The organism is Kitasatospora sp. NPDC033851 (assembly GCF_055576085.1).
Genome location: NZ_JBVIRL010000018.1, coordinates 152,831 through 177,471 on the forward strand (window position 1 = coordinate 152,831; position 24,641 = coordinate 177,471).

26 protein-coding genes are annotated in these 24,641 nt (G+C 74.1%); 13 read left to right on the plus strand and 13 right to left on the minus strand.

Annotated elements, in window-relative coordinates; all coding sequences use genetic code 11:
• Positions 1-232: 232 nt before the first annotated feature.
• The 3 genes from ACZ51D_RS29680 to ACZ51D_RS29690 are packed head-to-tail and all read left to right on the plus strand — an operon-like array spanning position 233 to position 2,354.
• Positions 233-1,516 (plus strand): aromatic ring-hydroxylating oxygenase subunit alpha, encoded by a 1,284-nt coding sequence (locus ACZ51D_RS29680; RefSeq protein WP_465623481.1) that lies wholly within the window; start codon positions 233-235, stop codon positions 1,514-1,516.
• 35 nt (positions 1,517-1,551) lie between these two features.
• Complete coding sequence (locus ACZ51D_RS29685; RefSeq protein WP_465623479.1) at positions 1,552-2,037, plus strand: aromatic-ring-hydroxylating dioxygenase subunit beta; 486 nt, start codon at positions 1,552-1,554, stop codon at positions 2,035-2,037.
• Positions 2,037-2,354 (plus strand): ferredoxin, encoded by a 318-nt coding sequence (locus ACZ51D_RS29690; protein ID WP_465623478.1) that lies wholly within the window; start codon positions 2,037-2,039, stop codon positions 2,352-2,354. The genes ACZ51D_RS29685 and ACZ51D_RS29690 overlap by 1 nt, the downstream gene beginning before the upstream one ends.
• Before the next feature lie 62 nt (positions 2,355-2,416).
• Here the strand turns inward: ACZ51D_RS29690 and ACZ51D_RS29695 are convergent, their stop codons facing one another.
• Positions 2,417-3,472: an alpha/beta hydrolase gene (locus ACZ51D_RS29695; protein WP_465663965.1), complete on the minus strand. Its 1,056-nt coding sequence runs from the start codon at positions 3,470-3,472 to the stop codon at positions 2,417-2,419.
• 461 nt (positions 3,473-3,933) lie between these two features.
• Here ACZ51D_RS29695 and ACZ51D_RS29700 point away from each other — a divergent pair, with 461 nt between their 5' ends.
• The 3 genes from ACZ51D_RS29700 to ACZ51D_RS29710 all read left to right on the plus strand — a co-directional run bounded on the left by ACZ51D_RS29700 (position 3,934) and on the right by ACZ51D_RS29710 (position 6,518).
• Positions 3,934-4,683, plus strand: coding sequence for a maleylpyruvate isomerase family mycothiol-dependent enzyme (locus ACZ51D_RS29700; protein WP_465623474.1), 750 nt, complete (start codon positions 3,934-3,936; stop codon positions 4,681-4,683).
• 292 nt (positions 4,684-4,975) lie between these two features.
• Entirely contained in the window at positions 4,976-5,572 is a 597-nt protein-coding gene (locus tag ACZ51D_RS29705; protein ID WP_465663967.1) for a P-loop nucleotide/nucleoside kinase family protein, read from the plus strand.
• Between the two features lie 43 nt (positions 5,573-5,615).
• Positions 5,616-6,518, plus strand: coding sequence for an NAD-dependent protein deacetylase (locus ACZ51D_RS29710; RefSeq protein ID WP_465663968.1), 903 nt, complete (start codon positions 5,616-5,618; stop codon positions 6,516-6,518).
• Positions 6,519-6,550: 32 nt separating this feature from the next.
• On the opposite strand, the gene ACZ51D_RS29715 is transcribed toward ACZ51D_RS29710, so the two are convergent.
• On the minus strand, positions 6,551-7,246 hold the full coding sequence (locus tag ACZ51D_RS29715) for a hypothetical protein (RefSeq protein WP_465623469.1): 696 nt from the start codon (positions 7,244-7,246) through the stop codon (positions 6,551-6,553).
• Positions 7,247-8,015: 769 nt separating this feature from the next.
• Here ACZ51D_RS29715 and ACZ51D_RS29720 point away from each other — a divergent pair.
• Complete coding sequence (locus tag ACZ51D_RS29720; protein ID WP_465663969.1) at positions 8,016-8,540, plus strand: SMP-30/gluconolactonase/LRE family protein; 525 nt, start codon at positions 8,016-8,018, stop codon at positions 8,538-8,540.
• A gap of 106 nt (positions 8,541-8,646) precedes the next feature.
• Here ACZ51D_RS29720 and ACZ51D_RS29725 read toward each other — a convergent pair whose 3' ends face one another.
• Positions 8,647-9,063 carry a DUF3291 domain-containing protein gene (locus ACZ51D_RS29725; RefSeq protein WP_465663970.1) on the minus strand — a complete coding sequence of 139 codons (417 nt, stop codon included), beginning with the start codon at positions 9,061-9,063 and terminating at the stop codon, positions 8,647-8,649.
• A gap of 144 nt (positions 9,064-9,207) precedes the next feature.
• On the opposite strand from ACZ51D_RS29725, the gene ACZ51D_RS29730 reads away from it, so the two are divergent.
• Both ACZ51D_RS29730 and ACZ51D_RS29735 read left to right on the plus strand, forming a co-directional pair.
• Positions 9,208-9,825 (plus strand): MerR family transcriptional regulator, encoded by a 618-nt coding sequence (locus tag ACZ51D_RS29730; protein ID WP_465663972.1) that lies wholly within the window; start codon positions 9,208-9,210, stop codon positions 9,823-9,825.
• Between the two features lie 155 nt (positions 9,826-9,980).
• Positions 9,981-10,826: a hypothetical protein gene (locus ACZ51D_RS29735; protein WP_465663973.1), complete on the plus strand. Its 846-nt coding sequence runs from the start codon at positions 9,981-9,983 to the stop codon at positions 10,824-10,826.
• Between the two features lie 128 nt (positions 10,827-10,954).
• On the opposite strand, the gene ACZ51D_RS29740 is transcribed toward ACZ51D_RS29735, so the two are convergent.
• From ACZ51D_RS29740 to ACZ51D_RS29755, 4 genes are all read right to left on the minus strand, one after another.
• Positions 10,955-11,152 (minus strand): hypothetical protein, encoded by a 198-nt coding sequence (locus ACZ51D_RS29740; protein WP_465663974.1) that lies wholly within the window; start codon positions 11,150-11,152, stop codon positions 10,955-10,957.
• Positions 11,149-11,598: a hypothetical protein gene (locus ACZ51D_RS29745; protein WP_465623460.1), complete on the minus strand. Its 450-nt coding sequence runs from the start codon at positions 11,596-11,598 to the stop codon at positions 11,149-11,151. The genes ACZ51D_RS29740 and ACZ51D_RS29745 overlap by 4 nt, the downstream gene beginning before the upstream one ends.
• A gap of 212 nt (positions 11,599-11,810) precedes the next feature.
• Positions 11,811-13,298 carry a sensor histidine kinase gene (locus ACZ51D_RS29750; RefSeq protein ID WP_465663975.1) on the minus strand — a complete coding sequence of 496 codons (1,488 nt, stop codon included), beginning with the start codon at positions 13,296-13,298 and terminating at the stop codon, positions 11,811-11,813.
• A gap of 8 nt (positions 13,299-13,306) precedes the next feature.
• Positions 13,307-14,056 carry a response regulator transcription factor gene (locus ACZ51D_RS29755; RefSeq protein ID WP_465623457.1) on the minus strand — a complete coding sequence of 250 codons (750 nt, stop codon included), beginning with the start codon at positions 14,054-14,056 and terminating at the stop codon, positions 13,307-13,309.
• A 186-nt stretch (positions 14,057-14,242) separates the two neighbouring features.
• Between ACZ51D_RS29755 and ACZ51D_RS29760 the strand changes: the two genes are divergently transcribed.
• Both ACZ51D_RS29760 and ACZ51D_RS29765 read left to right on the plus strand, forming a co-directional pair.
• Positions 14,243-14,677 (plus strand): SRPBCC family protein, encoded by a 435-nt coding sequence (locus ACZ51D_RS29760; protein ID WP_465623456.1) that lies wholly within the window; start codon positions 14,243-14,245, stop codon positions 14,675-14,677.
• Positions 14,678-14,870: 193 nt separating this feature from the next.
• Positions 14,871-15,266 carry an SsgA family sporulation/cell division regulator gene (locus tag ACZ51D_RS29765; protein ID WP_465623455.1) on the plus strand — a complete coding sequence of 132 codons (396 nt, stop codon included), beginning with the start codon at positions 14,871-14,873 and terminating at the stop codon, positions 15,264-15,266.
• An 11-nt stretch (positions 15,267-15,277) separates the two neighbouring features.
• On the opposite strand, the gene ACZ51D_RS29770 is transcribed toward ACZ51D_RS29765, so the two are convergent.
• Positions 15,278-16,162, minus strand: coding sequence for a winged helix-turn-helix transcriptional regulator (locus ACZ51D_RS29770; protein ID WP_465623453.1), 885 nt, complete (start codon positions 16,160-16,162; stop codon positions 15,278-15,280).
• Positions 16,163-16,271: 109 nt separating this feature from the next.
• On the opposite strand from ACZ51D_RS29770, the gene ACZ51D_RS29775 reads away from it, so the two are divergent.
• Positions 16,272-17,549, plus strand: a complete 1,278-nt coding sequence (locus tag ACZ51D_RS29775) for an MFS transporter (RefSeq protein ID WP_465663977.1) — start codon at positions 16,272-16,274, stop codon at positions 17,547-17,549.
• A 151-nt stretch (positions 17,550-17,700) separates the two neighbouring features.
• Here the strand turns inward: ACZ51D_RS29775 and ACZ51D_RS29780 are convergent, their stop codons facing one another.
• Together ACZ51D_RS29780 and ACZ51D_RS29785 are read right to left on the minus strand one after the other, a co-directional pair.
• On the minus strand, positions 17,701-18,363 hold the full coding sequence (locus tag ACZ51D_RS29780) for a response regulator (RefSeq protein WP_465663978.1): 663 nt from the start codon (positions 18,361-18,363) through the stop codon (positions 17,701-17,703).
• Entirely contained in the window at positions 18,351-19,712 is a 1,362-nt protein-coding gene (locus ACZ51D_RS29785; protein WP_465663979.1) for a sensor histidine kinase, read from the minus strand. The genes ACZ51D_RS29780 and ACZ51D_RS29785 overlap by 13 nt, the downstream gene beginning before the upstream one ends.
• A gap of 638 nt (positions 19,713-20,350) precedes the next feature.
• Between ACZ51D_RS29785 and ACZ51D_RS29790 the strand changes: the two genes are divergently transcribed.
• Positions 20,351-21,985, plus strand: a complete 1,635-nt coding sequence (locus tag ACZ51D_RS29790) for a hypothetical protein (protein ID WP_465663980.1) — start codon at positions 20,351-20,353, stop codon at positions 21,983-21,985.
• 168 nt (positions 21,986-22,153) lie between these two features.
• Here ACZ51D_RS29790 and ACZ51D_RS29795 read toward each other — a convergent pair whose 3' ends face one another.
• From ACZ51D_RS29795 to ACZ51D_RS29805, 3 genes are all read right to left on the minus strand, one after another.
• Positions 22,154-22,432 carry an SHOCT domain-containing protein gene (locus ACZ51D_RS29795; protein WP_465623442.1) on the minus strand — a complete coding sequence of 93 codons (279 nt, stop codon included), beginning with the start codon at positions 22,430-22,432 and terminating at the stop codon, positions 22,154-22,156.
• A gap of 46 nt (positions 22,433-22,478) precedes the next feature.
• Entirely contained in the window at positions 22,479-22,943 is a 465-nt protein-coding gene (locus ACZ51D_RS29800; protein WP_465623441.1) for a DUF6325 family protein, read from the minus strand.
• A 109-nt stretch (positions 22,944-23,052) separates the two neighbouring features.
• Positions 23,053-24,615, minus strand: coding sequence for an MFS transporter (locus tag ACZ51D_RS29805; protein WP_465623561.1), 1,563 nt, complete (start codon positions 24,613-24,615; stop codon positions 23,053-23,055).
• Positions 24,616-24,641: the final 26 nt, after the last annotated feature.

Genomic DNA, 24,641 nt, shown 5'->3' on the forward strand with positions numbered 1-24,641 from the left:
TCGGCGTTTTCCTGCGCGGGTCGATGCCCCGTCCGAGGGTCATCGGGAATCCGCCGCCTGTCAATGACGCCGGGAAAGGTTCCGGGGGTTTGTCCGACTGGGAATTCTCCCCAGTCGGACAAGGGCGCCGGCGCCGCGCTGATCGTTGACGATGAACTCGCTCGGTTGTCACAATCGTCGCGAATCTTGAGCGGGCAGGGCGGCGTTCGCGTGCCCCTAGGGAGGTTGCCCCATGAAGTTGAGCCCGGATTTCGGCACCGATCTCGCCACCGGGGTGGTGGACCGGGAAATCTACACCAGCGAGAAGATCTTCGCACTGGAACAGGAAAGGATATTCACCCGGACCTGGCACTACGCCTGCCTGACCCGCGATCTGAAGAAGCCGGGTGATTACTTCACGGTTTCCATCGCCAACCAGCCGGTGCTCGTGGTGCGGGGCAACGACGGTGAGATCCGCGCGTTCCACAATGCCTGCACCCACCGCGGCGCGATCCTGACCGGAGAGCGGTGCGGCAACCAGGGCCAGGTCCTCAAGTGCATGTACCACGCCTGGGCGTTCAACCTGAAGGGTGAGCTCACCGGCGTGCCCTACGAGGAGGGCTACGGACCGGACTTCGACCGCGGCGCCCTCGGCCTGAAGCCGGTGCACTGCGACACCTTCCACGACCTGGTCTTCGTCGCGATCCGGCCGACGGTGCCGTCGCTCACCGACTTCCTCGGCGAGATGACCGACCACCTCGCGCCGTACGTGCAGGGCATCGAGCCGATCGGCCGCAACAGCTGGATCTACGAGGGCAACTGGAAGTTCTGGCACGAGAACTTCCGGGACGACTACCACGCCGAGTTCACCCACCGCAGCATCCGCGACCTGCTGGTCGGCACCGCCGCACGGGGCTGGAACTGGGGCGCGGCGCCCGGGCATTCGGTCCTCCAGTGGGCCTTCCCTCCGCTCGACCCGCCGAAGTACGCCCGCGCCCTCCAGCGCTTCAGCGGGGTGGACTTCTCGGACGGCACCATGCCGGTCGGCTGGAACAGCATGCTCGCCCAGGGACCGCCCGGCCCGCCGGACGGCTTCGAGGGCTTCGGGGGCGGCGAACCACCGGAGATCCGGCAGGAAGTGCTCGCGCTCTTCCCCAACCTCGACATCCAGCCCGGCCCCAAGGACACCCCGCGCGGCATGAAGGCGGGGTACATCCAGACGGTCACCCCGCTCGGCGTCGATCGGGCCCGGGTCGACATCACCGTCTACTCGGACGTCGAGGACGACGAGGCCGCGCGGCGGGAGGTGCTGGAGAACCTCGCCGACACCCAGGGCTCGTGGGGCAAGATCAGCTGCGACGACACCGAGGCCGCCGCCCGCTGCCAGATCGGCGTGCGCGGCGAGGGCGGCCGGTACAACCTCTTCACCCGCGGGACCGAGCCCGGCCGGGGCGGCGAGGACGCCGACGTCCGGGACGAGTACTCGCAGCGCGAGTTCTTCCGGGTCTACCAGCAGTACCTCCAGGACGAGTCGTGAGCGGCCCGACGACGGAAGGAAGGCGCGACACCGCCATGTCCACAGTGGTCATGACCTCTCCCGGCCTGCGCAACGAGGTCGAGGACCATTACGTGTCCTACGCCCTGACGATGGACGACAAGCGCCCCAACGCCTGGGTCGACCTGTTCCTCGACACCGGTCTGTACGCGGTCGGCACGCACAACAACGTCTCGACGACCGGCATGTGGTGGTACACCGACCGGGGCCTCGGCGCACTGAAGGAGCGCGCCGCCTACATGAACGGCTATCTGCGCCACAACCCGACCCGGACCCTGCACACCGTCACCAACGTGCGCGCCCGGGAGACCGAGGACGGCCGGATCAAGGCCGAGGCGTACGTCGTCCTGTACATCGCCGACCGCGTCGAACCGTCCCGCTTCCACGTCTGCGGCCGCTACGACGACATCCTCACGCGGACGGCCGGCGGGCTGCGCTTCGTCGAGCACCGCGTCGTCCTCGACGCCGAGACCATGCCCGGCAACATGGGCGTCCTGCTCTGATGCCGCTGCGGCAGGAGCGGGGCGGGAAGGCCCGGGTGGCGCGCGTCGAGGTGGACCTGACCCGCTGCGCCGGGTACGGCCACTGCGTGGACGCCGCTCCCGCGGTCTTCCGGATGAGCGACGTCGCGGAGGTCGCCGAGGTGCTGCTTCCCGAGCCCGGACCCGAACTGGCCGACTCCGTACGCGAAGCGGCGCGGGTCTGCCCGGCCAACGCCGTGTTCCTGTTCAAGGACCGGTCGCCGGGCCCGGACGGGGTCACGCCGGACGGGGTGGAGCCGGGCGGAGACGAGCCGGGCGGAGGCGGGCCGGCCACTTGAGCGGGTGACGTCACGTCGTGCCCGATGGCACCCTCACGGGGCCATCGGGCACTCGTGTGCCGTCAGCAGTGTCCGACCACCCGGTTCAGCCAGGCCGCGGCCGCCGTCCGGAGGACCCCGGTGTTCGGCGCCAGGTTCAGGCCGTGCCCGGCGTTCGGGAGCAGGAGGACGTCGAAGCTGGGCGCGGAGCTCCAGAACGGCGCCTCCTGGGCGCGCAGGGCCGCCGCCGACGTGCAGTCCTCGTAGCCGGCACCGCACATCAGCGGGTCGTGGTCGCCGAGGGCGAACATGACCGGGACATTGATCGCCTTGCTGACCGAGGGATCGGTGATGAGCGGGTCGCTCGCCTCCATGAAGACGTCGACGTCCTTGGTGAGTTCGTCCATGAGGAGCACGCCCGGGTCCATCGGCTGGTCGGCGTAGAAGACGGTCGCCCGGCTGCCCGGCCTGGTGGTGGCGTAGCCGGCGTCGTACGGGTACCGGCCCCCGGTCACCGGGTCGGTGTTCGGGTCCTGCCCGTTCGCGATGATCGCCTGCGTGCCCGCCGGGTTGTTGTAGTGGCCCAGGGCGGTGACCAGCAGCGCGTCGACGTCGTGGTACGTCGACGCCTCGATCTCCGACACCGCGGAACCGAGGGAGTAGCCGGCCAGCACCACCTTGTGGAAGCCGGTGCCCCCTATTCGGCCGGCCCGCAGGTCCTGTACGACCTTGTGGATGTGTCCGGCCTCGACGGCCAGGGTCAGCTGGGAGCTCGGCGGGACGGTGCTGTTGCCGGTGCCGAGCCGGTCGACGACGAAGGTGGCGTACCCGGCCCGGTTCAGCATCCGGCTGAACGAGTAGGTGTCCGGCTCGTACGGGAAGTCCCAGTAGTTGTGGTTGTAGGTCGCGCCGTGCACCATCGTCACCACGGTGCTCGGCGAGGACCCGGCCGGACGGCACAGCTCGCCCCACAGCCGGCCGGTGCCCGAGCCCAGCGGGACGTCGACGGTGGTGGCCTGGCAGACCGGGGTGGTGAGGTCGGCGGCGGGAGCGGAACCCGCGACGCCGACCGACAGGAGCGTCGCCGCGGCGCACACCGCCGCGAGGCGCCGTAATGCGGAAACGGTCCGATTCTTCATCACGTTCGTCCTCACTTCGTCGAATCTGTCGCGACTGGTGGCCGGGCACCGATCGGATCGATCGGGCCATTTCCGTTATCGCTGTCCCGTATTCGGAGAAATGGAGGGGGCGCCCGGAATTCCGGATCCGGTGGCGTCCGGTGGCGTGGCTCGGCGCCGGCGCGAAATCCCCGTCGTGCTGCGCGGAACCGCGTGCGAGCAGGAACGGGTAAAGGGGCCGCGCGCGCGTTGATCCCCCCTGGGTCAGCCGCGATCGGGCAGGTGATACTGCGCGAGCATAACCGCCCGATGTCGTACCGGTACACCCTTCCCCGCGACCGTTGTCCGGCCGCCGGGAACGCGCTGACTTTCCGTCAACAGGAGGCGAGTGGTTCGGCCACGCCGCCGCCGACGAGAATCCGCGCATGGTTCCGAGCCCACGCCCAGGGGGGTGGGCTCGGTCGGCCGTAGAGTACGTGCCCGTGACCCACACCGCCGACCCCGCCGGCGCCCGACCGGCCGTCCTGCTCGCCGATGTCCGCGACTCCGCCGAGCGCCTCGCGGCCGACCTGGGTGGCCTGACCGACCGGCAGGCCCGTGAACCGTCCGCGCTGCCCGGCTGGAGCCGCGCCCACGTCATCACCCACCTCGCGCGCAGCGCCGACGTGTACCGCTGGCTGCTGACGCTCGCCCGCACCGGCACCGAGCCCGGCCCGCGGGCCGACGCGGCCGCGCTGGACCGCGCGCTGCGCGAAGGGGCCGAGCGCGGTGCGGCCGACCTCGTCACGGACCTGCGGCGCAGTCTGGACGGGCTGTTCGACGAGGCGGCGGCGATGCCGGTCGAGCGCTGGCCCGCGCTGGTGCCGGCCCTCGCGGGGTGGCGCCACCCCGCCTGGTTCACCCTCCACCGGGCCCGGCGCGAACTCGAGACCCACCACGTCGACCTCAACCTCGGCCGCACCAGCGCCGATTGGCCCACCGGCTACGTCACCTGGGCGCTCGACACGACCGCCGCCACCCTGGCCGCGCGGGACTTCCCCGTCGCCCGGCTGGAAGCCACCGACCTCGGCCGCACCTGGACCCTCGCCGCCACCGGCCCCGCCGTCAGCGGCCCCGGGCATGTCCTGCTCGCCTGGCTCGCCGGCCGCGGCCCGGCCCCGGAGACCCCCGCTGGCGGCCCGCTGCCGACCCCGCCGGCGTGGCCGCTGCCGCCGGTGCCCGGCTGGGGCTGAGAGCGGGGCCGGCTCGGGGGGTGCTTCGAGGCCGCCGGTCGGCTGTACACCGGCAGCGCGGTTTCGTACACCGGCGGTCCCTCCTCGTACACCGGCGGTCCCTCCTCGTACACCGGCGGTCCCTCCTCGTACGCCGGCGGTCCTTCCTCGTACACGGCGGTCCCTCCGAGTACACCTCGACGTCGGGCGGTGACAGCTGGGAGAAGGTCGACCGGACCGACCCACCGTCGGCCGTCCGTCACCCACCGGGGAGGTGGCGGACGGCGGCGGCCCGGGCGCAGAATCCGGTGGCATGACCTCACGCGGCACGACCCGACGTCCGACACTGGTTGTCGTCAGCGGCCCGCCCGGGGCGGGCAAGACCACACTGGCGCACGCCCTGGCGGACGCGCTCGGCTGGCCGGTGGTCTGCCGGGACGAGCTCAAGGAGCGCATGGCCGCAGGTGGCGCCGATCCCGGCAAAGCCGCTGATTCCAGGAACGTCGCTGATCCCGGGAACGACCTGGACCTGAGGACGCTGGAGGCGTTCTTCCGCGCGATCGGTGCACTCCTCGCGGCCGGGACGAGCCTGGTGGCGGAGGCGGCCTTCCAGGACCGCCTGTGGCGACCGGGCCTGGAGCCGCTCGCCGACCTGGCCGGCATCCGCGTCGTGCGCTGCGTCGTCGACCCGGAGCTCGCCCGCCGGCGCATCGCGCGCCGTGCCGCCGACCTGCCCTCGCGGGCCGTGCACGCGGACGCCGCACTCCTGCGCCGCATCGAGGCGGGGGAGCGGCCGATCGAGTCGTGGGCGCCGATCGCGCTCGACGTCCCCTGCCTGCTCGTGGACACCGCCGACGGCTGGCAGCCGTCCCTCGCGCGGATCGTCGCGTTCGCCACGGGGGACGCGTAGCCGCCCGGCGAGGTTGCCCGGCGGCGGGGTTACCCTCGGCGGTATGGACGCGTCGGAAGCCACCGCACCGCAACCGCCGGAGAGCTCGGCGGGTCCGGCGGGTTCGACGGTCCTCGCGGGTCCGCCGGTTCTCACGGGCCTCGTCCGGCTGCTGGACCGGGGCGGTGCGGTCGTGCTCAGCGGCGCCGGACTGTCCACCGAGTCCGGCATCCCCGACTACCGCGGCGCCACCGGCCGCCGCCGCACCGGCACCCCGATGACCTACCAGGAGTTCATCGGCAGCGAGGCCGCTCGGCGCCGCTACTGGGCCCGCAGCCACACCGGCTGGCCCGCCTTCGCCCGGGCCCGGCCCAACGCCGGCCACCGCGCGGTGGAACGGCTGCGCCGCTCGGGTCACGTCGCGGCGGTCATCACCCAGAACGTCGACGGCCTCCACCACGCGGCCGGCACCCGCGAGGCCGTGGAACTGCACGGCGGCCTCGACCGGGTGGTCTGCCTCGACTGTCGGCGCACCAGCTCCCGGGCCGAACTCGACCAGCGCCTGGACGAGTTGAACCGGGGCTTCCGCCGCCCCGGCGCCACCCTGCGCCCGGACGGCGACGCGCAGCTGCCGCAGGAGCTGGTGGAGGGATTCCGCGTGGCGCCCTGCGCGGACTGCGGCGGCGTGCTCAAGCCGGACGTGGTCTTCTTCGGCGAGAACGTGCCCGCCGCCCGGGTCGACCACTGCTACGAACTGGTCGACACCGCACGCTCGTTGGTGGTCCTCGGCTCCTCGCTCGCGGTCCTGTCGGGCCTGCGCTTCGTGCGGCGCGCCGCCCGTGCGCAGCTGCCCGTCGCCATCGTCAACCAGGGCCCCACCCGTGGCGACGACCTCGCCGAGCTGCGCCTCGACCTCGCCCTCGGCCCGGCCATGACCGAGGCCGCCCGACTCCTGGGCGCTGCCTGACCCGGTCGGCGCCCAGGAGTCGGGCGGCCTCGTCAGCCCGCCGGCTGCCAGGGCCGCCCGGGCACCCACAGCGGTACGGGTCCGCCGCGCGGCATGGCGCGTGCCGCGTCCTCCTCCAGCCACCGGCACACCCGCTCCGGATCGGCATCGCACAGCTCCACCAGCGCGGCCGCGGCGATCCGGGTGCAGCCCAGTACCAGCGCGAGGGTGTCCTGGCGGCGGTGCCGCTCCCGTACGTACGCCTCGATCCGCTCGTCCATGCGTTCCGCGCTGCGCCTGCCGTGGTACGGCGCGTCGGGTTCGTCCGGCCCGTCCGGTTCGTCCCCGGTGGCCAGGGCCTGGACGCCGTGCCAGACCAGGGTCAGCGCGCAGGGCTCGGCCGGGTGTGACACGTCGTCCCGCCGCGCCTGCTCGCGGGCCTCCGCCGACCGCTGCCCCAGCCATTCCAGGGCCGTCGGCTCGTCCCCCGCGCAGGACTCGACGACCAGCTTCGCCGCTCGTTCGGCGACCGCCCGCAGCACCGCCGTGGCCGGCGCCCGTAGCCCGGGCGCCGCCGGGTCGCCGAACGCCAGCCAGGCGTCCGCGAAGGAGGCCGCCCGCAGGCCGCCCACCCAGGTCGGTGCCACGCCCGCCGTGCCCAGCCACTCCTGCGCGCCCAGTCGGACCAGTCCGACGGCGACCAGGTACGCCGCGTCCCCGTCGAGCCCTGACAGTCGTCCGTTGCGCATCACACACACCACCCCCACCAGCGGTCATCACCCCGTGACGGCACATCCCATCACACCGGGACGGGAACGAACTAGACAGGGCCACGTCACAAAATGGGGTCGGTGCGGACCGCCGGGACGCGCCCGACCGTGCGGGCGGGGCGACCGACCGGGGGATGTAGCCGTGGACGCGACGGTCGATCGGGGGTGACGCGCGGTCAGGGGTGTTCTGCTGGCGGGCAGGCGACCGTCGCCGCCCCGTCGATCAAGTCGATCAAGTGATCAAGGAGAGACCATATCCCGCCTGCTCCGGCCAGCCCGCCGCTCGCCCGGCTCGCCCGGCTCGCCCCGAACGTCCCGCACACCCCGCACGGGCAGGGCCGCCGGCCTCGTCCCCGCGGCCTGCGCCGCCCTCGCCCTGCTGGCCGCGACCCCGGCCGTTGCCGTCGCGCCGCCGCTGTCCGACCCCCGGATCGTCGCCCACTTCGACCTGGCCCGGGGGCAGCAACCCGAGAACATCGCCCTCGAGCCGGACGGCTCCGCCGACCTCACCCTCTCCTTCGCCCGGCAGATCGGCCGGGTCGACACCGGCGGCCACCTCACCGTCCTCGCCACCCTGCCCGCCCCCGCGAACCCCGCCACCCCGCTCATCGGCGCCGCGATCGTCACCGGCATCGCCCGCGCCCACGACGGCACCCTCTACTTCGGCTACGCCACCGGCACCGACGACCTACAGGGCATTTGGCGGCTCTGCCCCGGCGGCACCCCCGAGCGGATCGCCGCGCTGCCCGTGACCGGTTTCCCCAACGGCCTCGCCCTCGACGAGCACACCGGCCGCCTCTACACCGCCGACTCGGCGCTCGGCGTCGTCTACGCGATCCCGGCGGACGGCGGCCCCGCCACCACCTGGTCCGACGACGCCCTGCTGAAGCCCGTGACCGCGTTCGGCGCCAACGGCCTCAAGGTGCACCGCGGTGCCGTCTGGGTGGGCAACACCGACACCGGCGACCTGCTGCGCATCCCCATCGGCGACGACGGCGCGGCCCGGCCCGCGGAGGTCCGGGCGAGCGGGCTCGCGGGCATCGACGACTTCGCCTTCACCGGGCGTGGCGACGCCCTGATCGCGGCCCTGAACGGGACCAGCGAGGCGGTGTACGTCGCGGCGGACGGCAGCCACCACACCGTCCTCACCGCCGCCGACGGCGTGTCCAACCCGACCTCGGTGGCCGTGCGCGGCGGGACGGTCTACGTCCCGAGCGCGGCGTACTTCACCCGCACCGACCCCAACCTGCTGCTCGCCGACCTGCGGCACTGACCGGCCGGCCTACCGGCCTACCGGCCCACCGGCCAGCCGAGCGGCCGAGCGGCCGGACGCCCGCCGCCGCACCCGCGTGCGGCGGCGGGCGGTGTCACGCCGGCAGTCAGGTGGCATCCGAGGCCGCGGCTCCGGCGCGCTCGGCATCGAGGCGGGCGTGGGCGTCGGCCCAGGGGATCGGGAGCTGCTCGACGGGCGTCGGCCAGAAGGTGAAGGTGGCTTGCTTCGTGGTGTCGCGCAGGCCCCTCATGACCGAGCGGTGGGGCTCGGCGGCCGCGAACGCGTTGAGGGCCTCGCGGCTCTCCCAGGCGGACAGCGTGTAGAAGGTCCGCCGCAGCGGCCGGGCGATCAGGGAGGCGCCGAGGGCGCCGGGCGCGCGGCGCAGCTGTCGCCAGACGGCCAGCGACTTGACGAAGAAGCGCGGCACGTCGGCGAGCGACCGCACCTCGAAGCGGGAGGCCATGACGACCGCCGAGGTGCCGGGGGTGGCCGGGTTCGGGGTGATCCAGGGCAGCGTGGGCATGGCTGACACTCCTCGTCGGGGAAACGGCGTCCGGGACGGCGCGGGGACGGCGCGGGGATGGCGCCGTATTGGGTAGTGGCACTATCTATGTTAGACAGTGCTGGTATCCAATTGCCAGACCCAGCGAGAAGGAAAGCGGGAGCAGTGCGCATCTCCGAACTGAGCCGCCGCAGCGGGGTCCCCACCGCGACGATCAAGTACTACCTGCGCGAGGGACTGCTGCAGCCCGGCCGCGCCACCGCCGCCACCCAGGCCGACTACGACGAGACCCACCTGCGCCGCCTGCGCCTGGTCCGCGCACTGATCGGCGTCCGGGGCCTCAGCGTCAGCGCCACCAAGGAGGTCCTCGGCGCGGTCGCCGCCCACGCCGGAGAACGCCACCAGGTCCTCGGACTGGTCCTCGGCGCCCGCCCGGTCGACGACGACACCGAACCGGCCCCCGTACCCGGCGGCGCCGAAGTCGAAGCCCTGATCGGCGAACTCGGCTGGCAGGTCTCCGAACACGCTCCCTCCCGCGCCGTCCTCGGCGAGACCCTCGAGACCCTCCGCTCCCTCGGTGAGGAGATCTCCCACGACGCCCTCCTCGGCTACGCCGCCCTCGCCGAGCGCATCGCCGTCCTCGACCTCGACCAGCTCGATCCGCACGCCGACCCCGTCGACCAGGCCGAGAGCGCTCTCCTCCGCACCGTCCTGCTCGAACCCGCCCTCCTCGCCCTGCGCCGCCTGGCCCAGGAACACGAGTCCGCCCGCCGCAACACCTGAGCCCGCGGGCGCGGGGACGGCCCGGCTGCCCTCCCCCCGGCCCGGGCCGGTTGCGGCGCTTCGTCCTGGCCCCGGCCGCGGTCGTCCGTAGGTCGGGCCGGGGCCGGCGGCGTGCCAGGCGATCGCGCGGGGGCCGGGGGTCGTACCGTCGGGCCATGCTCATCGGCCTGCTGTCCGCCCTTCTGGCCGCGCTGCTCACCGGGTCGGCCACCGTGCTGCAGGCGGTCGGCGCCCGGCGTGCCGCCGGCGCGGGCTCACCGGCGGGGGAGGCCGCCGCGTTGGCCGGGGCGCTGCGCGAGTGGCCGTTCCTGGTGGGCGTGGGGATGGACATGTGCGGCTTCGCCGCCGAACTCGTCGCCCTGGAGCGGCTGCCGCTCTACGTGGTCGAGGCGGCGCTGGCCTCCGCGCTCGCCGTGACGGCCGTCGGGGCGGCCCGCGTGCTGCGGGTGCGGCTGCGGCGCAGCGAGTGGGCCGGGGTGGTGGCGGTCTGCGCGGGGCTGTTGCTGCTGGCGCTCACCGCCGGGCGGGACGGCCACGGCACGGGCGACGACGCGCTGCGGCTGGGGGTGCTGCTGGTCGCGGTGGCCCTGCTCGGCGCGGGCTGGGCGGCAGTGCGGTACGGCGGTACCCGTCGGGCCCCGCTGCTGGGGTTGGTGGCGGGCCTGCAGTTCGGGGTGGTCGGGGTGGCGGTGCGGGTGCTGCCGGAACCACGGCTGCCGCAGCTGCTGGCCGAACCCTCGGCGTACGCGGTCGCGGTGGCGGGGATCGGCGGGTTCGCCGCGCTGACCTGGGCGATGCAGCACGGATCGGTGACCTCCGCGACGGCCGCGATGGTGCTGGGGGAGACGCTCGGCCCGGCCCTGGTCGGGGTGCTCGCCCTCGGCGACCGCACCCGGCACGACCTGACCCCGGTCGCCGTCCTCGGCTTCCTGGCCGCCGTGGTCGGCGCCCTGACCCTGGCCCGCTTCGGCGACGCCGAACAGCCCGCCGCCGCCGGCTGAGGACGGGCCCAGGAGGCGGCGGCCCACCGGGGGACGATCACGCCCAGGACGCTTGGCGTCGAGCGGTGGTTCGGCAACGGCGGGCGAGCGGACACCGCTCGCTGAGCAGGTCGGCGAGCGGTGGCGCGTCAGTTGTCGTCGGCTGCCGCGTCGCTGTCGGCTTGGGCGGCCGCGCTCTCGGCAGCGTCGAGCTTGTGCTGCATGTCCTGGACCTGGCTGGTGTCCACGGCTCCGGGAGCCGGGTGCCCGGTGGGGCCGCAGGCGGTGAGGAGGGCGACCCCGGCGAGGAGCAGGGCGGGGAGGACGGCGGGCGGGCGGCGGGTCACTTGGAGGCGCCCTGGTTGTGGGCGGTGCACCAGGTGGCGACGGAACTGAGGTCGTTCTGCCGGGTCTGCAGGGTGGTGACCAGGTTCTTGCGGGCGGTGAGGCGGTCGTTGAGGAGCGTCTCGATCTCGGTGTGGCCGGCGGCCTTGGCGTTGCCGGCCCGCTGCTGCAGGCGGGCGACCGACCCGGACACGGTGGCGTCGCCGTTCAGCCGGGTGAGCGCCTTGGTGACACGCTGCTCGGTCTTCGGCAGTCGCTTGCAGATGGCCTTCGCGCCGTCGCCCGTGGGCGTGGACCCGGCGGACGGGGCGGCGGAGGGCGAGCCGGCCGCACCGTCCGCCTGGGCGGGGACGGTGGCGAGCAGCGAGCCGGCGAGGGCGAGCGCGCCGAGGGCGGCGGCCCGGCGGCTGACGACCCTGCGGCGGACGGACGTGCGGTTGGCGGACATGGGCGTCCCTTTCTGCCGTGGACGGTGTCGGAACCGGGCCGGTGGGTGCGGGCCCGGTCCGGCCCGGTTGCCGGGAGCGTAGGACGGCTTCTTGTGGATTCCCTGTGGAACGCGGAGCTGTGGAAGGCGGAGCTGCGCAACGGCGAGCTGCGCAACGGCGAGTCGCGGAACGGAGAGCTGTGGAGCGCGAGCCGGAGGCCGGCGCTCGGTGCTCAGCGTTCCTCGCCCGCGATCCAGTCCCGCCGCGCCGGGAGCCGGAGGGTCGGCGCGTCGGCGTCGGGCAGCGGCAGGCGGACCTCCACCCGGCACCCGGTTCCGCCGGGCGGCTCGGTGATCCGGACGGTGCCCCGGTGCAGCGCGGCCTGCTGGGCGACGAGGGTGAGCCCGAGCCCCGAGCCGGGGCTGTCGCGTCGGCGGTGGAAGCGGTGGAAGACCGCCTCGCGTTCGCCCGGCGCGACACCGGGCCCGGCGTCGTCGACGGTGAGCAGCGCGACCCCACCGGCCGGGGCGAGCCGGACCGTCACCCGGGCCGGTTCGGTCCGTGCCGTCCCGCCGCGCCCGTGCACGGCGGCGTTGACCAGCAGGTTGACGAGCATGATCCGCAGCCCGGGCTCCCACCCGAACACCCTGAGTTCCGGCGGGAGTTCGACGGTGATGTCGGCCGCGGGGTGCCGGCGCCGGGCGTCGGCGGCGGCCGCGTCGGCGAGTTCCGCGAGGTCGACCGGGCCGAAGGAGTCGACCTCGACGAGGTCGCCGCGCGCGAGCGTGCCGAGCGCGGTGAGCAGGTCCAGCAGCCGGGCGTGGTCGTCGCGCAACTCGGCGACGATCTCCGCCCGTTCGCCGGGCGGGAGGTCCTGGTGGGCGGCCAGCACGTCCAGGTTGGTGCGCAGGCTCATCAGCGGTGTCCGCAGCTCGTGCGAGGCGGCGGACGAGAACGAGCGTGCGGTCTCCAGGGCTTGGGCGGTGCGCAGCGCCTGCTCGTCGTAGCGGGAGAGCAACAGGGCCAGGGCGGTGGCGAGTTCGTCCACCTCGGCGGTGCCGCTGCGCTCCGCCGCGAAGGGCGTGCCGCGCTCGGTGCCGGGGGACGGCGGGGCCGCCGGGTCGAGTTCCGCGGCGCGGCGGCTGAGCCGGCGCAGCGGTGCGGTGGCGCGCTCGGCGAGGGCGAAGCCGATCAGGGCGGAGAGCGGTGCGGCGACCGCCGCCACGAGCAGGACCCGGCGGCGTACCGCCGCCGTCTGGCTGCCGGCCAGGCCGCCGGGCTCGGTGACCCAGAGCGTGCCGCTGCCGCCGTTCGCCCCGCTGCCGGCGACGTGGACGGTGAGCACCCGCCAGGCCGCGCCGTGGTCGCGGACGGTGGCCGGCCCGCCCGGTGCGGCGGGGAAGGCCTGGTCGTCAGCGGGCTGCGGCCCGACCGACAGCAGCACCGTGCCGTCCTCGGCGGTGACCCGCACGCCCGAGTCCAGGGCGGCGTCCAGCACCTTGCGCTGTTGGTTCTGCTCGACCTTGGGACGGCCCCGGGTGTCGGCTGCCACCAGCGCGCGCACGCTCGGCAGGACGGCGGACGCCCGGTCGGCCAGCCGGGCGTCCTGCTGGTGCCGCAGGTCCCGGCCGACCAGCGGCAGCAGGAGCAGCCCGGCCAGCACCACCAGCAGCGGCACCACGGCGGCGGCCCACAGGGCGATCCGGGTGGAGAGTCTCACGGCGGCCGCTACCCGTTCCCGCCGGGCAGCCGCAGCACGAAGCCCACGCCCCGGACGGTGTGGATCAGCCGGGGCCGGCCGTCGGCCTCCAGCTTGCGCCGCAGGTAGCTGACGAAGGTGTCCACGGCGTCGCTGCGCACCTCGAAGTCGTACCCCCAGACCCGTTCCAGCAGCAGCTCGCGGGAGAGCACGATGCCGGTGTTCCTGGCGAGTTGCGTGAGCAGCTCGAACTCCCGCCGGGTGAGCCGCAGTTCACGGCCGTCGAGGTGGGCCTGTCGGGTCGCCGGGTCGATCGCCAGCGGTCCCGCCAGGACGCGGTCGGTGGGCTGCGGCGGGCGGCGGCGCAGCAGGGCGCGCAGCCGCAGCACCAACTCCTCCAGGGCGAACGGCTTCACCAGGTAGTCGTCCGCCCCGGCTTGAAGGCCTGCCACCCGGTCGGCTGGTTCGTCCAGCGCCGAGAGCATCAGGACCGGGAGGTCGTCGCCCCGGGCGCGCAGGGTCCGGCAGACCTCGGCGCCGCTGATTCCGGGCATCGAGACGTCGAGCACCAGGACGTCCGTCGCGGCCGGCGGCAGGGCGTCCGGGGTGGCGGGCAGCAGACGGGCGAGCGCCGTCTCGCCGTCCTCGGCCAGCGCGACGGTGAACCCGCTCAGCCGCAGGCCGCGTTCCAGGGTGCGCCGGATCGCCGCGTCGTCGTCCACCACCAGGACCCGGCCGCCGCCGGGGCCGTCCGCGCCCGCGGGCCCGTTCCCGTGCATCGGCTTCTCCTCGTGTTCGGGCCGCCGACTCTCTCACACCATCGTTCTCCGGCCGCCGCAGGGGGTGCCGTGAAGGCGCCGCGGGGGATGTCGTGAAGGGTCGGTGCATACAGGACGGGGATCGGGGCACGCGGACAGCACGGGCCGCCGCCGGGCGTGGCGGGGCCCGGGAGACGAGGAGGAACGATGGGAAGGATCGAGGAGTCGGTCGAGGTGTCGGCCCCGCTCGACACGGTGTACGAGCAGTGGGTGCGGTGCGAGGAGTTCCCGCGGTTCATGCGCGGCGTGGTGAGCGTCGACCGGGACGGTCCCGGCAGCAGCGCCTGGGTCGTGCGGACCGCGGGCGGCCGGCGCGAGTTCGAGGCCGTGACCACGGAGGTGGTCGAGGGCGAGCGGGTGGCCTGGGACGGCGGGGACGGGCCGGTGCGGCACTCCGGGGTGGTGACCTTCCACCACGTGGACGACCGGACCACCCGGGTCATGCTCCAGCTGGAGCTCGAACCGCACGGGCTCTGGGAGCATTTGGCCGAGGCGCTCGGCTTCGTCGACCGCCGGGTCATCGACGACCTGGGCGACTTCAAGCGCCACGTCGAGGAGGCGACGGGACCGCTGGACCGCTGAGCCACCGTCAGAGTAGCTGTGGCGCAACCGACATGCGGACGGGTTGGCCTCTCCGCCCACCGGAACGGCAGACTCACAGCGGCAGACGCCGCGGACGACCGCGCACCTCCGAACGAGCACCAGCGACCGCGCACCGCCGAACGAGCACCAGCGAACTCCCTAGGAAGAACTCCCGAGAAAGGGGACCCGCTCGATGGAAAGTCTCACCACCCGGATCGCCATGCGGCTGATGACCGGCGACGAACACAGCCGGGACCTGGACGTCGCCTGGTCCTACCGGCCCGACGACCCCTACGCGATAGACCTCGACTTCAGCGACTTCCAGGCCAACGCGGTGTGGACGATCTCACGCGACCTGCTGACGGCCGGTATCCACACGCCCGTGGGCGAGGGCGACGTCCACGTCGCGCCGTTCGACGACACCCGGCTGCTCATCGCGCTCGCCGGCAACGAAGGCGTCGCCCTGCTCGCGACCTCCGCCGCGGAGGTCGACCGGTTCGTCGCCGCCACCACCGAACTCGTCCCGGCCGGCTCGGAGCACACCCGGATCGACTGGGGTGGCGGTCTGGAGGACCTGCTGGCCTCCTGACCACCTTGCCGTCAGTCCGTCGTGAGCCGGTCGATGAGGGTGAGGGCGTCCTCGACGGAGCCGGCCGGGTCGACGACCGGGTAGAGCACGCCCCGTACGGTGCGGGTGGCATCGAGGACGAGGGTGAGCCGCTTGAGCCGGTCGACGCCGGCGGCCCGGAAGGTGGGCAGGCGCAGCGTGGCGGCCAGCTGCAGGTCGGCGTCGGAGAGCAGCGGGAACGGGATGCGTGCGTGCTCGGCGAACGCGGCCAGCTGGTCCGGGCGTTGGGTGCTGACGCCGTAGACGTGGGCGTCGCGGGCGGCGAACTCGGCCATCCGGTCGCGGTAGGTGCTGGACTCCAGGGTGCAGCCGGCGGCGCCCGGGATGGTGCCCCAGCCGGGCGGGTAGTCCTGGCCGCCGGGCGGGTACGCGCCGGGGTAGCAGTAGAGCACCGTCCACGCGGAGCCGGCCGCGACCGGGTCGGTGCGGTGGCCGGCGGCGGAGGTGAGCTCCAGTGGCGGCAGCCGGTGGCCGGTGAGGGCGTGTGCGCGGCGGGTCTCGGCGGAGTCGGGGGTGCTGGTGGCGGAGAGTGAGCCGTCGCCCAGGACGTAGCGCCCGCCCCAGTCCTGCAGGGCGACCAGGACGGGAAGCAGGCCGCGGCCGGTCTCGGTCAGGTGGTACTCGTAGCGCGGCGGGTGCGGGTGGTAGAGCCGCTTCTCCAGCACTCCGTCCTCGACCAGCGCCTTGAGCCGTTCGGTGAGGACGCGGCGGCTGATGCCCAGGGCGGTGCGCAGGCCGTCGAAGTGGTGGGTGCCCCCGGCGATGTCCCTGATCAGCAGGAGGGTCCAGGTGTCGCCGACCACCGTCAGGGCCTGGGAGATCGCGCAGTCGGGGTCCGCTGCTTCGGTGTGCCGCATGAGTATCGATTATAGTGAGTTCCAAAATGAGACTCACTCGTCGGAGCGGCCCGGCCGGACCGGCGCACGGGGGCCGCCGCGCCAGGTGCGGCGTGCGGAAGGGGTGGACGTGACGACGCGGACAGCGGTCCCGGCGGGGCGCGGGGCGGAACCGGAGGCCGGGCGCGAGGCGAAGCACGACGACGGGGCGGGGGTGTTCTGGCGCTACTGGAGCGCCTCCACCGTCAGCTGGTTCGGGGACGAGGTCACCCGGGTGGCGCTGCCGCTGATCGCCGTGGTCGCCCTGCACGCGACGGCACTGCAGGTCGGCCTGATCGCGGCGGCGGGCTACGTCGCCTGGCTGCTGGTCGGCCTGCCCGCCGGCGTCCTGGTCCACCGGCTGCCGCTGCGCGGCACCCAGGTGGCGATGGACCTGATCCGCGGGGTGGCCGTCGCCTCGGTGCCGCTGGCGGCGGCGTTCGGGGTGCTCGGGCTGCCGCAGCTGGTGGTGGTGGCGCTGGTGATCGGCCTCGCGAGCGTGGTCTTCGACGTCGGCAACTCCACCTTCCTGCCCTCGATCGTCGCCAAGGAGCAGCTGACCGCCCGCAACAGCCTGCTCTCCGGCACCGCCGCCGCGAGCGAGCTGGCCGGGCCCTCGCTCGGCGGAGTGCTGGTCCAACTCCTGGGCGGCGCGGCCTCGATGGTGCTGGACGCGGTCAGCTACCTGGTCTCGGCCGTCCTGCTGCGCAGCCTGCCCCGGGCGGAGCAGCCCGCCGGACGGACGCCCGGCGTCGGCCTGCGCGAGCAGATCCGCGAGGGCTGGCGCTACGTCACCCGGCACCCGGTGATCAGGCCGTGCGTCGCCGACGTCACCGCGATCAACTTCGTCTGCGGCGGCCTGATGACCCTCACCCCCGTGTTCCTGGTCCGCACCCTCGGCGCGCCGGCCGCCGCCGTCGGCGCCCTGATGGCCACCGGCGGCCTCGGCAGCCTGCTCGGCGCCGCCGTCACGCCCCGCCTGGTCGCCCGGATCGGCAGCGGCGGCGCCCTGCGGTGGGCGGCCCTGGCCGTCGCCCTCTTCGCCTTCCTCCTCCCGGCGGCCGGGTCCGGCTGGGCGACCCTGGTCTTCGCCGTCGGCAACGCCGGCTTCTCGGCGGGCGTCGTGGTCTCCAGCATCGTCACCCGCACCCACCGCCAGACCCAGACCCCGCCCGAACTGCTCCCCCGGGTGATGGCCACCGTCCGCTTCGTCTCCTGGGGCGCGATCCCCGTCGGCGCCCTCGCCGCCGGCGCCGCCTCCACCGCCTGGGGTCCCCGCACAGCCCTGCTGCTCCTGGCCGCCGCCAGCCTCGCCGGCCCCGCGATCCTCCTGGCCGGCCCGATCCGCCGCCTCCGCGACCTCGCCTGACCGGGGCCGCAGCGCAGGGAAGGGGGCGGCTGGGGGCGGGGGCGGCTGGGGGACGGGGGTCTCCAGCCGCCTCCGGCTGCCTCGGCTCGTGAGGCGGTGCGGCGCCTCGTCCGCCTCGCCGTGCGCCGCACGGCGGAGGGCTGACGGTTGGTCAGCTCGCGTCGCCCCGCAGGTGCGCCAGTACGGCGAGGACGCGGCGGTTGCCCTCCGCCGGGTCGAGGTCCAGCTTCATGAAGATGTTGCTGGAGTGCTTGACCACCGACGCCTCGGTGACGCTCAACCGGGCCGCGATCGACTGGTTGTTGTAGCCCTCGGCCATCACTGCGAGCACCTCGCGCTCGCGCGGGGTGAGCCGGCTCAGCGGCCGCGCCGCGGCATGCTGGGTCAGCAGCACCCGCACCACCTCGGGGTCGATGACGGTCTGCCCGTCGGCGACCCGGCGCAGCGTGTCCAGGAACTCGGAGACCTCGCCGACCCGGTCCTTCAGCACGTAGCCGAGGCCGCCCCTGTCCTGCCCGTCGCCACCGAGCAGTCGGGTCGCGTACGCCGTCGCCACGTACTGGGAGAGCACCAGGACGGGCAGCCGCTCGTGCCGGGCCCGCAGTTCGAGGGCCGCTCTGAGCCCCTCGTCGCGGAAACCGGGCGGCATCCGGACGTCGGTGATGACGATGTCCGGCCGGTGCTCGTCCACGGCTTCGGCGAGGGCCTGCGCGTCGCCGACCGCGGCGACCACCTGGTGGCCGCTGCGGCCGAGGATCTCGGTCAGGCCCGCCCTGAGCAGGACGGCGTCTTCGGCAAGGACTACGCGGAGCACGGGACCTCCACCCGGAGTCGGGTCGGACCGCCGACGGGGCTGGAGACCAGCAGCCGCCCCCGCAGGATCGCCAGGCGGTCCGCGAGACCGGACAGGCCGGTGCCGGCGGCCGGATCTGCCCCGCCCCGCCCGTCGTCGGTGATCAGCAGGATCAGCCGATCGTCGACCAACGTAGCGGTGATCCCGATCCGGGAGGCACTGGAGTGCTTGGCCGCGTTGGCCAGCGCCTCCGTCACCGTGAAGTACGCCGTCGCCTCCACCAGGGGCGGCAGCCGGCGCGGCAGGTCGATCGCGGCCTCCACCGGGATCGGCGAACGCTGCGCCACCTCCGCCACCGCGGCGGCCAGCCCGTGGTCGGTCAGCACCTGGGGATGGATGCCCCGCACCAGGTCGCGCAGCTGGTCCAGGGCCCGGCGGGCCTCGCCGCGACCCCGGGCGACCAGCGCGGCCGCCTCCGGGTTCTCCTCCCTCAGCTCCAGCTCGGCGAGCCCCAAGGTCATGGTGAGCGCCACCAGTTGCTGCTGGGCTCCGTCGTGCAGGTCCCGTTCGATCCGGCGCCGCTCGGCCTCGAAGGCGTCGGCGAGCCGGGCCCGGGAGCGGGTCAGCTCGATCACCCGGCGGTTCGCCGGGTCCTTGCGCGGGGCCAGCAGGATCCAGGCCGTCCACACCTGGCCCGCCGTCAGCCAGCCCGCCGCGTACGCCGACAGCGCCACCCCCGCGACACCGGCGAGGCTGAACGGCAGCGCGGTCAGCGGATCGGGGATCGCCTGACCCGGGATGATCATCACGGTCTCCGGGGCCAGCGCCCACACCGCCACCGGGGTCGCCACCAGGACGCAGGAGAACGCCAGCAGCGCGATCACGCCCAGCCCGGCCCCGGCGAAGACGATCGCGAGCAGGGCCGCGTACCCCAACTCCCGCCAGGTGGAACGCTCCGACAACCGGTGCCACAGCCGGTGTCGCAGCCGGCGCCGGAGCCCGTCCGCCGGCACCGGCGTGTGCGGGTCCGCCGGCCGCACCGGCTGCACCAGCCGCAGCCGACGCCGCTCCACCCTGGCCACCGGGATGCCCAGCAACGGGATGCAGGCCAGCACCAGCAGGCCCACACCCACCACCGACAGCAGGATCCCGACCGACACCAGCGCGACCAGGGCCAGCAGCAGCCCCAGTCCGAACAGCGCGCCGCCCAGCAGGTGCAGCCAGCACCGCAGCGGCCAGACCGAGAACAGGAAGTCCGCCGGCCGCCGCCCGAGCGCCTGCCGGACGGCGATGTCCGGCACCGCCGTCCCGTCCGAAACCGCCGTCCCGTCGGGAACCGCCGTCCCGTCGGCCTCGTCCGTGAGGGACATCTGGTGCCTTTCCGTCCGATGATCATCAAGAACCCTAGCCCGGACGACCGGCCCCCGTCGGTAGGGAAAACCCACCCCCCTACCCTCCGCACAGGTCCACTACGCCCCCGCACCCCGGCAGCTGCACTGGTGTTCACCCGGTCGCCGCCGCGGCCGCCGACCAGGCGTACTACCTGGACGGCGATCACCACCGCGCTCGCCGCGGGCGTCGCCGCCGTCCTGGTCGCTGCCGGTCTCGGCGCCTACCGGGCGGCACTGTCCGCCGCGTACCGGCAGGCCGCCCTCGAGGCGCCGTGGGGCGTGCCGGCCGGGCTCGTCCTCGCCTGCCTCGCGGTGGGCGCCGCGGTGGCACTGGCGGCCACCGGGAGACTGCTGAACCAGGGCGGGATCTCGGCGAACCGCGCGCGAATAGCCGGAGCCGACCGCCGAATCCTCGTCGCGATGTCGGACCTTGACGTCGACCCACCCACCCACCCACCCACCTCACGCCCTCTCCCTCTCCCAGGCCCTCCCCACCTTCCACCCGGGCCGGCCGTGGTCGGGGAAACCCGACCACGGAGTCTCGACCTACCTGTCATGACCGTGCACCCCCGTCCGGCTGGAATGGACGGGTGCCGAAACGACTGGTGGGAGCCTCGATGAAGACAACCCGGCCCGGAGCCAAGGACGTTGCGCCGCCCGGGGGGAGTGCCGGACGAGGCGCGCTCGGGACCGCCGGTTGGCTCGGCGCGGCGGGATTCGCGGCCGCCCTCGCCGCCCTCTCCACCCTGGCGCCGCACCGCGTCTGGGGCTGGTGCGCCGCCGTCGGCTACCTGGGGGCGGCGCTCGCCGGCCGGCTGCCGGCCCGGCCGCGCCGCGCGCTGTCCGCCGGCGCGGGTTTCTCCCTCGGCTCGGCGCTGCCCGTCGGCTCGGTGCTGTCCCTCGGCTCGGCGCTGGCCGGCGCCGTCCTGGTGCCGTTCACCGTCCTGCTGGCGACCGGTCAGGCCCAGAGCGAGGTCCTGGTGATCGAGCGTTCCGCCGCGACCCTGCTGCACAGCGGCACCCCCTACCTGGCCGACCCGCGGGCCGTGACGGACTACAACCCGTACCTGCCGGGCATGACGCTGTTCGGCATGCCCGCCCGGCTGTTCGGCGACGGCTCCGCCTCCGCCCGACTGGCCGGCGACCCCCGGCTGTGGTGCGCCGCCGCCCTGGTGGCCTGTCTGGTCGCCGCGCACTCGGTGCTGCGGTGCGGCGCGACCCCGGGCGCCTGCGCCCGCCCCCTCGACGCCGGGCACGCGATCGCCGTCCTGGTCGCCTCCCCGCTGGTCGCGCTGCCGCTGTGCGTCAGCGGCGTCGACCTGCCGCTGACCGGGCTGCTCGCCCTCGCGCTCGCCCTCGCCGCCCGCCACCGGCCGGTCGCGGCCGGACTCGCCCTCGCCGCCGCCTGCTCCCTCAAGTGGACCGCCCTGCCCGCGGTCGCGGTCGCCGTCGCGCTGCTGGCGACCGGCCCGGGCCTCTTCGCCGCCGGCCCCTTCGGCGCCGACCGCCGTGCCGCCGGCCTCTTCGCCCCTGGCCGCCGTGCCGCCGTCCGGTGCATCGTGGTCTGGGCGGGCGGCACGCTCACCCTGGTCCTGCCCGCGTTGCTGGCCGCACCCGGCCCGCTGGTCGAGCACGTGCTCCGCTTCCCGACCGGGCGGGGCGCCGTCCCCACGCCCGCCACCAGTCCGATGCCCGGCCGGCTGCTCGCCGACCTGGGGCAGGCCGGCTGGTACACGGCCGTCCTGCTGCTGGTGTGCGGCGGAGCGGCCGTGGCCGTCTCGCTCGTGGTCCGGCCGCCCCGGGGCCTGGTCGCCGCCGCCGACCGGCTGGCCGCCGGCCTGTGCCTCGCCTTCCTCCTGGCCCCCGCCGGGCGGTTCGGCTACTTCGCCCTGCCGCTGCTCCTCGTCCTGTGGGCCCGGCTCGCCACCGACCGGCCCCTCGGGCACTGGTCGCCGAGCAGCCGTCCCGTCCGACCGAGCCCGCCCGTACCACCACGACGACCTGTTCACCGCATGACGCCCCCCGCGCCCGCGCCTCCCGCGTCCGCGTCCCCCACGTCCGCCGGGAGCCCGAGAAAGGCAGCAGCCTTGACCATGAAAGCATCGTCCGACCCTGGCCACGTGGCAGGCCCAGGACCTCGACTTCGAAACGGCCAAGGTCAACGACGACCTCATCAACGCCTGGAAGCAGCACCAGTCGGTGGGGATTCTGCACGCCCGCGACACCTTCTTCGGCTTCCACCTGGACGGTGACCGCCCCGGTCCGGCGCCAGGGGATCGTGCGGCGGGAGCGGGGCCTGTCGCTCACGGCCGGCCTGTGCGAGGTGCCCCGGCCGCGGAAGCGCGGCCGGGGCTGAGGGACGCCGGTCGGTGCGTTCGGCAGGTGCTCCCCGCTCCGGCCGTCAGCTCCGCCTCGGACGGTCAGACGCCGAGGATCTTCGCCTTCTGGGCGGCGAACTCGGCTTCGGTCAGCACTCCCTGCTCCTTGAGGGCGGCGAGCTTCTGGAGCCGGTCGAGCGTGTCGTCGGTGCTGCTGGGGGCCGCAGCCGGCGGTGGTTCCTGGTAGGTGGCGGCCGGTGCGGCCGGCGCGTCCTGCTGGGCCCACCGGCCGGCTTGCCTCCGCGAGACGCGGTTGGAGACGGCCGTCGCCGTTCCGGCGACCACGGCGGTGCGGGCCACTCCTCGAAGCAGTCCGGGCATCGGATCCTCCTTTTTCGATGGTGCGGGATGTGCGGGATGTGCGGGGTCAGGCCGGGCCGTCGGTGGCCTCGACGGCTTCCAGCGCCGCCAGCACGGACTGGACCGGGATCCGGCCGCCGGCGACGAACTGGGCACCGGCGCGGCGCAGGGCGGCTGCCAGGGGAGCGGCCCACAGGTTCTCGTAGACGAGGACGGCGGCTGAGCTCCCGGGCTCCAGGGCCTTCGCCGCCTCGCTGATGTCGTCGTCGCCCAGCAGCCCCGACGAGGCGCCTTCGAACACCGTGAGGTCGAGCTGTCCGTCGCCGTCCAGGTCGGCGACCTCCAGTGCGGTGAAGGAGCCGTCCGACTCCTTCTTGACGAAGGTCAGGTCCAGGATCCGGATGATGCCCCGGTCGACCAGGTCGAGGAGCAGGGGCATGCCCTCACCGGTCAGGCGGGTACCGGGGAACTCGACGATCAGGTAGTCGATCGGGCCGAGTTCGTCGGTTGCGTCGGCGGGAGAAGTACTCATGGCAACTCCTTTGAAAGGGAGGGTTGTTGAGTGTGGCGCGGGATCGCTACGGCGTGTCCCGGACTGTGGTCCGGTCCGTTCGGGCCGCGTGGTCGACGACATCGCGGCCTCACGGGGCCCGGCCGGGACGCGTACCGGCGGAGCGGGCGGACGCGCCGCCGCTGATCCTGGTGGCGGGCAGCCGGCCGGTGAACGCGAAGCTGCTCAGCGTGATCCCGGCGGCGGCCAGGACCGCGACCTTCAGGCCGTCGAGCTGGGCGGCCCGGTATGCCGTGACCACCGCGTCCGCCTCGTCCGGCGGGATCGACGTCTGGGCGAGGGCGGCGGCGGCCTGGTCGGCGGGGACGAACTGGAGGCCCGATTCCATGGTGATTCCGGCCTGTTGGCGCACCGTGTCCGAGACCGCCGGGTCCTTGGCCAGCGCGGCCGTGAAGGCGCTCGCCAGGGCGCCGATCAGGATGGAGCCGATCAGCGCGGTGCCCAGGGACGAGCCGAGGTTCTGGGCGGTGTACTGCAGTCCGCCGACCTCGCTGCGATCGGCCTCGCCGACGCTCGACTGCACCACGTTGCCCAGCTGGGACGCGAGCAGGCCCATGCCGAGCCCCAGGAGTGCCATCGACAGCGCGAAGGAGAGGTCGTCGAGTTCGGGCTTGATCGTGCCGAGCAGCCACAGCGTCGCAGCGAACAGCACCAGCAGGCCGGCCCGCACCACGGTGCGCGGGGACGCGAACCTGCCCAGCAGGGGACCGCTCATCGCCGCGACGAGCATCGTGACCGACACGGGCAACAGCCTCAGTCCGGTCTCGAAGGCGTCCAGACCCTGGACCACCTGGAGATAGAGCGGAATGGCGAAGAACAGGCCAAGCAGGATGGTGTTCTGACTGAACAGCATGAACAGGCCCGAGCGCAGGCTCGGGATGCCGAACAGGCCGAACCGCACCAGCGGCTCCGCCCGGCGTACCTCCCAGGCGTGGAAGAGGACGAGCAGGGCCATGCCCAGTGCGATGACGAAGACCGTGGGGGAGAACCCGAACACCGTGAAAGGAGGGTTGCGGGGACGGAGCCACCCCCAGGAACTGCTCTGCAGGACGGCGAGCACCACCAGGGCCAGTCCCGCGACCGACAGGACCACGCCGCCGAGGTCCAGCCGCGGCCGCTGCTCCGGCACGGGCTGCGGCTTGATCCACCGCATGAGGAGCAGGATGACCACGACGAGTACGACCTCGCCCGCGAACACCAGGCGCCAGGTCAGGTAGGTGGTCACCCACCCGCCGAGCAGGGGGCCCACGGCGATCCCCGCGCCGGCGAGGCCTCCGATGACCCCGTAGGCGATGGCCCGGTCTCGGCCCCGATAGGTGCCGGCCACCAGGGCGGCGAGCGCTGGGAGGACCAGGGCGGCCCCGAGGCCCTCGATGATGGACCAGCCGAGTGCCAGCACCCACAGCGTGGGCGCGACGGCGGTCAGCGCCGATCCGACGCCGTAGACGACGAGCCCGATGCCGAACACACGGCGGCGCCCGAACATGTCGCCGAGCTTCCCACCGGTGATCATGAAGGCGGCCATGACCAGCGTGTAGAGGGTGATGACCGCCTGGATCGCCGTGACCTCGGTGTCGAAGTCGCTGACCAGTTGGCTGATCGACACGTTCATCACCGAGGCGTCCAGCACCATGAGGAACTGCGCCAGACCGAGGATGT